This window comes from Paenisporosarcina sp. P5_A11, assembly GCF_056400705.1.
Genome location: NZ_JBFUKT010000165.1, coordinates 1 through 7,275, shown reverse-complemented (window position 1 = coordinate 7,275; position 7,275 = coordinate 1). Strand labels below are relative to the sequence as shown.

General features: G+C 38.7%; 5 protein-coding genes and 1 other annotated feature. All 5 genes read right to left on the bottom strand.

The window, feature by feature from the left end:
• The coding region (gene alaS / locus AC1DOS_RS16320) for an alanine--tRNA ligase (protein ID WP_477538351.1) at positions 1-2,010 on the bottom strand (2,010 nt) is incomplete at its 3' end.
• Positions 2,011-2,135: 125 nt separating this feature from the next.
• Positions 2,136-2,344, bottom strand: a binding site (T-box leader).
• 98 nt (positions 2,345-2,442) lie between these two features.
• Positions 2,443-3,096, bottom strand: a complete 654-nt coding sequence (locus AC1DOS_RS16315; protein WP_477538350.1) for an HAD family hydrolase — start codon at positions 3,094-3,096, stop codon at positions 2,443-2,445.
• A 102-nt stretch (positions 3,097-3,198) separates the two neighbouring features.
• A complete protein-coding gene (gene recD2, locus AC1DOS_RS16310) occupies positions 3,199-5,622 on the bottom strand; it encodes an SF1B family DNA helicase RecD2 (protein WP_477538349.1) in 2,424 nt (807 codons plus the stop codon).
• A gap of 21 nt (positions 5,623-5,643) precedes the next feature.
• Positions 5,644-6,300 carry a tetratricopeptide repeat protein gene (locus AC1DOS_RS16305; RefSeq protein WP_477538348.1) on the bottom strand — a complete coding sequence of 219 codons (657 nt, stop codon included), beginning with the start codon at positions 6,298-6,300 and terminating at the stop codon, positions 5,644-5,646.
• An 18-nt stretch (positions 6,301-6,318) separates the two neighbouring features.
• Positions 6,319-7,275 (bottom strand): tRNA 2-thiouridine(34) synthase MnmA (gene mnmA / locus AC1DOS_RS16300; protein ID WP_477538347.1); only part of this gene is annotated, 957 nt, incomplete at its 5' end.

Genomic DNA, 7,275 nt, shown 5'->3' with positions numbered 1-7,275 from the left:
GTGACACCCTCCACAAAGTTCAAGTGAATACTGATCAATAGAAACAACACGTACAATTTTTCCATACTTTTCGCCAAATAGTGCCATAGCGCCCATTTGTTTTGCTTCATCAATTCCGTGGAATCCAGTAACTACTTGAATGTCTTCCCAAATTTTCTCATTTACTTGTTTTTCGATTGTCATAAGTTCTTCTTTAGTCACTTGACCAAAATGTGAGAAGTCAAATCGCAAACGGTCTGGACCGACATACGAACCAGCTTGATTTACATGAGTTCCTAACACGTCTTTTAATGCTTGATGCAATAAATGTGTAGCAGTATGATTTTTCACTGTTGATTTACGTAATATTTGATCCACATTTGCCGTTACTTCTGCACCAGCGGTCATTTCTCCAGACTCAATAATAATCGTATGAAGATTTTGGCCATTCGGAGCTTTTTGAACATCTTTGACAAATGCTTTGAATAAGTCGTTTTCAATGCAACCGTGATCAGCAATTTGACCACCACTCTCAGCATAGAAAGGTGTTTGATCTAGGATAACTTTAACTTCATCGCCTTCTTGTGCTTGTTCCACAAGCTCTCCGTCTTTTACGATGACTAAAACTTTAGCAGTACTTACGATTGTGTCGTAGCCGATAAAAGTACTTGTTTCTTTAATATTACCTAGCACTTCAGACTGTACTTGCATAGAGTCTACATCTTTACGTGCAGATCTAGCACGAGTTCGTTGTGCTTCAAGCGAATTCTTAAAACCTTCATGATCAACTGTCATTCCTGCTTCTTCTGCATATTCTTCAGTTAACTCTACCGGGAAACCATACGTATCGTATAAACGGAATGCGTCGCTTCCTGGAATTACAGTTAAGCCTGCATCTTGTTGTGTTGAAATGACATTTGATAATATCCCAAGACCATCTTGTAAAGTTTCATGGAAACGCTCTTCTTCATTTTTAATAACACGCATAATAAAGGCTTGTTTCGCACTAACTTCTGGGTAAAAGTCTTTCATTATTTCCCCAATAATCGGCACTAAAGTGTACATAAATGGACGATCAATCCCTAAATTTTTACCGAAACGAACAGCACGACGTAATAAACGACGCAACACGTATCCTCGACCTTCATTGGAAGGAAGCGCTCCGTCTCCTATAGCAAAAGCAACAGTGCGTGTATGATCTGCGATGATTTTAAACGCAAGGTCATCCTCACTACCGTTACCATATTCTTTACCAGAGACTTCTTGTGTTTGGTTGATAATTGGCATAAATAAATCTGTATCAAAGTTCGTAGGTACGTTTTGTACGACGCATGTCATACGTTCAAGACCCATTCCCGTATCAATATTTTGCTTAGGAAGTGGCGTATATGTGTGATCCGGATTGTGGTTGAATTCAGAGAACACTAAGTTCCAAATTTCTAAATAGCGGTCATTTTCTCCACCTGCATACATTTCAGGATCCGTTATGTCATTGCCATAACTCTCGCCTCGATCATAGAAAATTTCCGAGTTTGGACCACTTGGACCTTCGCCAATGTCCCAGAAGTTCCCTTCCAAACGAATAATACGTTCTTCAGGAATCCCTATTTCATCTCGCCAAATTGCATACGCTTCTTCGTCTTCAGGATGGACTGTTATAGATAATAGTTCTGGATCAAAAGCCATCCATTTTTTGTCAGTTAAAAATTCCCACGCCCAATGAATTGCTTCTTTTTTGAAGTATTCGCCAATCGAAAAGTTTCCTAACATCTCAAAAAACGTATGATGACGAGCAGTTTTCCCTACATTTTCAATGTCATTTGTACGAATAGATTTTTGAGCATTCGTGATCCGTGGATTTTCAGGAATCACGCGCCCATCGAAATATTTTTTTAATGTTGCGACTCCACTATTGATCCAAAGCAAAGAATTATCGTTAATCGGTACAAGCGGCGCACTTGGTTCAAGTGCATGTCCTTTTTCAATAAAGAAGTCTAAATACATTCGTCGAATTTGTGCTGCTGTTTTCATAAATAATTCCTCCTTAAGTTAGAAAAGCGTAAAGCGTTCGTTTAGTTCGACACCATCGCTTGAAACTAAACATAAATTATCTTTAAAGAAAGATAATTTTTTACAGAAAAAGCCCTCATCCCTAAAAAAGGGACGAAGGCTTCAATTCGCGGTACCACCCTAGTTACAGCAGAAGTTCTCTGCTGTCTCTCGATTATGCCTTAACGCGGCTTACGGCAGTGATTAGTTGCACTCAAGAGTAGCTTTCCATCCATAAACTTGAAGGTTCTTTCAGCCAAGGAACCTTTTTCTTGTACAAGCTTCAAAGATGTACTTTCTCTATCAACGTTTTCATTCATTTGTTTAGAAGTATAAAAAATAATTGCCTGTGTGTCAATTCTCTTTTGTTAAGAATATGAAATTACTCGGTTTTCTTTCGTTATTCCAACAAAACTATTTATTTAACYCTTTAAGGATAAACTCCAAAGGTTTTTCTGCCATAGAAAACAACCTCAAACTGAAATCTTCGAATGCTAAGTTGGTTGTTACCGGGTTAGGGAAAATAACACATTTCAAACCTGCCGCACGAGCTGCCTTTAACCCGTTCAATGAGTCTTCAAAAGCAACTGCCTCTTCCGGTTGCATACCTAACGCTTTAATGGCTTGCAGGTATAGTTCTGGATCTGGCTTAACAGTCGTTACATCGTCCCTTGTTTTGATAACCTCAAAATAAGGAAGGATGTGAAGTTGCATCAAGAATTTTTCTACCCAATTCCTTTTTGAACTAGAAGCCAAACCTATTTTAATACCCGCTTCTTTGGCTGTGATTAAATAATCTAACAMACCTTCTCTTAAAATAGGCTGACCAATCTTTTCGTGAAATAGTTTCGATGCCAATTCTTTAATCTCAGAAATTGTTGAAGACTCTTTTATATTGTCCAAAATATATTTATCCAATACCGCATCATCTGTGCCAATAACTAACGCAAATTGTTCAATGGTCAAGTCCACTTCAAATTGGTACAAGGCTTCCCTAAACGCTTCGTACCACACAGTCTCTGTATCAATAATTAGTCCATCAAAATCGAAAATAACTGCTTTTATCATAGTAGACCCCTTTCATTTCCTTTATCGACCAAAATCTCTAAAATAAAAACACACGTTTGAATACATGACATGTAAATAAACGTGTGTTTTTGTCCAATCTATTCATTTAGCGATTTCTTCTAAAAAATCATAAGGTGTTGTTCCATTCATGCCTACCAACGGGTGAATGTTCAAATGATTGCTAGCAGTCAACGACACTGGCCCTTCATCTTCATTCGCTTTTTCATCCTCAACAATTGGTTCCGTTACAGGCACATTTTCTTCACTTAATCGTTCTTTTAGTGAGGTTAATCGAGCTAAATCGTCATTGCGTTCAATTCCGAATTTAAAGACATCTGCGTCACCACAAAGGATCAAGAAATTCTTCGCACGTGTAATTCCTGTGTACAACAAATTACGTCGCAGCATTTTCATGTAACTGCGGACGACTGGCATGATAACAATAGGGAATTCGCTCCCTTGTGATTTATGAATCGAGCAACAATAGGCAAGCGTTAGTTGTCCAAGATCATTGCGCTGGTAGGTCACTTCTATGCCTTCGAAARAAACTATCATCAAGTCTTGTTTTTCAACATTTTCATTCGCTTTAGAAATGCTAATCACTTCACCCATATCTCCGTTATACACTTGGCTTTCCGGTTGGTTCACAAGTTGCAACACTTTATCGTTAATCCGATAAGTAGTTTCCCCAAACACTAATTCTTTGCGCTTCTTTGTGTCATTTGGGTTGACCATCTGTTGTATCATTTTATTTAATGCATCAATACCTGCAGGACCTTTATACATCGGTGCCAGTACTTGCAATTCTTTAATCGTGTGACCTTTTGCTAAAGCACTTTTAATTACTTGTTCTACGACTTTCGCTATTTGTTCCGGTCCCGCTTGTATAAAGGAGCGATCTGATGTTTTAGCGGTAATATTGTGAGGTAATTGTCCCTTTTTCATCTGATGCGCTAGTTCAATAATCGACGAACCTGCAGATTGTCTATAAATATCCGTCAGTTCAACTGTTGGAATGCGTTTAGACGCAAGTAGATCCTTCAATACTTGACCTGGTCCAACTGGTGGCAACTGATCTTGGTCTCCAACAAAAATAACTTGAGCACCTTCAGGAATAGCTTTTAATAATTGATGTGCTAGCCATGTATCGACCATCGACATTTCATCAATAATGATCAATTTGCCCTTAATATCTCTTTCAGATTCTTCTTCTTTTTCCTGCCCAGTAAAGCCTAGTAACCGGTGTATTGTCATGGATGGCAGACCTGTCGATTCATTTAGGCGCTTGGCAGCACGACCAGTTGGTGCCGCTAAAATAATTGGAAAAGGTTCTTGCTTTTTCGCATAGTCTTTTGGGTCGAGTGTTAAGCCGTGTAATTCCGCGTATACTTCAACCAGGCCACGAACAACCGTCGTCTTCCCTGTACCTGGACCTCCTGTTAATAACATAACGGAAGCATTCATACCAAGTTCTATAGCAGCAATTTGTGTTTCTGCATAGGTAACGCCAAGACGTTCTTCCGCATCACCCAAAGCTTTTCTTATTTCAGAAGTTGGGAAACCCGTTCTTTCTTGTTGTTCAGTTAGTAATGTTTCAAGTTTTGAGGCGATTCCTACCTCTGAATAATACAAGGAAGGTAAGTAGAAACGAGACATTTCACCCGCCAATTTCCCTTCTTCAACTAGTTCCATACACGCTGTCGAAATCGCGTCAAAAGGGACTTCTTCAAATTGACTAGACTCGAGCAATTGCTTGACGTTCGGCAAAATATGTTCTGCATGGAGGTACACATGCCCGTCACTAAGAGATGCTGCATTTAATAAATGGAAAATCGCCGCTTTGATACGATCAGGATGTTTACCAGTAAGACCCAATTTCGAACCTAGTTCGTCCGCCCTGTGAAACCCAACACCTTCAACATCTTCAATAAGACGGAAAGGATTTTTCATTAACACGTCAATCGTTTCTTCACGATAAGTTTGGTAAATTCGCATAGCGAGCTGTGGTCCGAAACCCCATCCATTCAATTGAATCATGACACGCTCTAAGCCAAGATTTTGTTCAAGAGTATAGCGAATCGTCTCTTTCTTTTCTTTGGCAAGCCGTGGAACTACATCAAGTGCTTCAGGGTCATCTAAAATGAGTCGAATTGCATCTTTGCCAAGTTTCTTCACAATGGTTTCAGCCGTTTTCCGACCAATTCCATGGAATAGATCACTCGATAAATAATGAATAATTCCTTGTTCAGTTTCAGGAACGTCTTTTGCAAACGTTTCCACTTGAAATTGTGTTCCATACTTTGGATGTTGCTTTATTTGTCCTGTAAAACGATAGCTATCTTCATTCATTAATTGAGGGAAATAACCTGTTACGATTATTTCTTTGTCTTCATAGGTTGAATTCGTCTCATCGATTTTGAGTTTGACAATGGAGAATAAGTTTGTGGAGTTATGAAAAATGGTGACGACAGGTTTGCCTTTAATATACATCTCTTCTTTTTGAAATAAATCGATTTGATTTGGCAAAACTGTCGCCTCCTGGAATAATTATTTTCTTAATGCAATCATGTCATGTACATAACGAGCCTGATCGAAGTTTGGTTGCAAAGTGAATGCTTGTTTTAAATGATACAGAGCATCATCCGTGCGGTCTGTTGAAACCGCATATAACACTCCTAGATTATAATGTGCATCTGCATTGTTTAAATCTTCAAGAATTACATACATAAATTCAGGTTCTGCTTCTTTGAACATTTCTAAAGCTGCTAAACCAATGCCGTAAGATAAGCGGATCTGCACGTCAGTTGGATCGAGTTCAGCTGCTCTCTGTAAATACGGAAGTGCAAGTTTTGGGTTTTCTAAGCGTTCAAAACATTTACCTAGCATGAAATAAGCATCCGCACCCTGAATTTCAAACTTAATTGATTTTTCATAGAGCTTTGCTGCCTCTTCATAACGTTCCTGCTCGTAATACAAATTGGCAAGTCCATAAAATGCTGTAGCTGCCGTCGAGTCAAGTGTAATCGCCTTTTGGAAAAAACGCTCCGCTCGTTCAGTTTCATTCATTCGAGCTAACAAATTTCCAAAGTTAATATAACCTAATGGATTATTTGGTTCTTCTTCAATGGAGTTATTAAAATGCACCACTGCTTGTTCATAATCCTTATTTTGAATGGCTGCAATGCCAAGTTCTAGTTCATTCATCGTCTCACTCCTCGTCCATCAACCTACATAGGTTAATTTTTTCCCGTTTTTCATAACCTCATCGATTGTACCGCCACCTAAACAAATTTCACCATCATATAAAACAACAGCTTGACCAGGCGTGATAGCACGGACCGGTTCTGCAAATGTAATAATGGCTCCTTTATCAGGAGTTAACTCAACTTCTACTTTAACGTCTTCTTGACGGTATCTGAATTTGGCAGTGCATGAGAATGTTTTGTTTTTGGGTTCACTCGTTGTAAAACTCATATTCACCGCAGTTAATTGATCAGAAAATAACGCTTCATGGTGTATATTTTGACCAACAAGCAATTCATTTGTTTGCAGATTTTTCCCTAGAACAAACCAAGGGTCCCCTGCTCCGCCAATGCCTAAACCTTGACGTTGGCCGATTGTGTAATACATTAATCCGTCATGTCGGCCCATTTTCACGCCATCCATTGTCACCATTTCACCAGGTTGAGCCGGCAAATATTGGCTTAAAAATTCTTTGAAATTACGTTCGCCGATAAAGCAGATTCCTGTTGAATCTTTTTTAGTTGCCGTAGCAAGTCCAGCTTCTGCAGCAATTTCACGTACCAATTTCTTTTCGAGATGTCCAATTGGGAACATAACTTTTGATAATTGGTCTTGAGATAATTGATTTAAAAAGTACGTTTGATCTTTGTTATTATCATGTCCACGAAGAAGTTGAGTTTCCCCATCTACATCTTTTACTTGGGCATAATGTCCAGTCGCTAAATAATCAGCACCTAGACTAACAGCATGTTCTAAGAACGCTTTAAACTTGATCTCTTTATTGCACATCACATCTGGATTTGGCGTTCTGCCTGCTTTATATTCTTCTAAAAAGTAAGAGAACACTTTATCCCAATATTGTTTTTCAAAGTTAACCGAATAATATGGAATCCCGATTTGATTACATACTTTTATAACATCGTCATAATCTTCAGT